The 725-nt window shown below is 36.6% G+C and carries 1 protein-coding gene; it reads left to right on the forward strand.

What is annotated here, in order from left to right; genetic code table 11:
* On the forward strand, positions 1 to 725 hold a 725-nt coding region (locus GRP75_RS28625), incomplete at both ends, for an AMP-binding protein (RefSeq protein WP_160791074.1).

The raw sequence follows: 725 nt of genomic DNA on the forward strand, positions 1-725 counted from the left end.
TATTTACCAATTTCAACCAAACTTCCTGAACTAAGAATAAAAAAATTACTGGAAGATAGTAATGCAACTATGCTGTTGACGCAATCACATTTAGCGGATAAAGCAGAGTTTTACGGTAATATATTACTGCTTGATTCCCCTGAAATATACATTGGAAGTGCTGAAAACCTTGATAAAATAAATAAACCAGAGGACTTAGCTTATATCATTTATACATCGGGATCTACTGGAGTTCCGAAGGGTTCAATGATAGAGCATCGAAGTGTAGTTAACTTGGTTTATGGACTAAGAAAGCTTGTCTATGAAAATTATGATAATTATTTAAATGTTGCCCTTGTGTCCCCTTACTTTTTTGACGCATCTGTAAAACAAATATTTGCGGCTTCTCTCCTTGGCCATACGCTGTTTATAGTTCCTGAGGATACAAGGCTAGATGGTGAGGGCCTTCTAAAGTACTATAACAGGAATTCAATTGCTGTTTCAGACGGAACACCAGCACATATAAAGCTTTTAACAGATACTGCCAGGCCTGGCGAAAGTCTTTCAGTTATGCAGTTTATTATCGGAGGGGAAGAACTTTCATGTAAAGGTATACAAGGTTTCTATGATCGGTTTAAAGATAATAACCCTACTATAACAAACGTTTATGGTCCAACAGAATGCTGCGTAGATTCAACTTATTACCATTTAAGCCGTGAGAAGGTGAGAAATCTAACAAGTATACC

Source organism: Paenibacillus sp. OT2-17, from assembly GCF_009827695.1.
Classification (GTDB): domain Bacteria; phylum Bacillota; class Bacilli; order Paenibacillales; family Paenibacillaceae; genus Paenibacillus; species Paenibacillus polymyxa_B.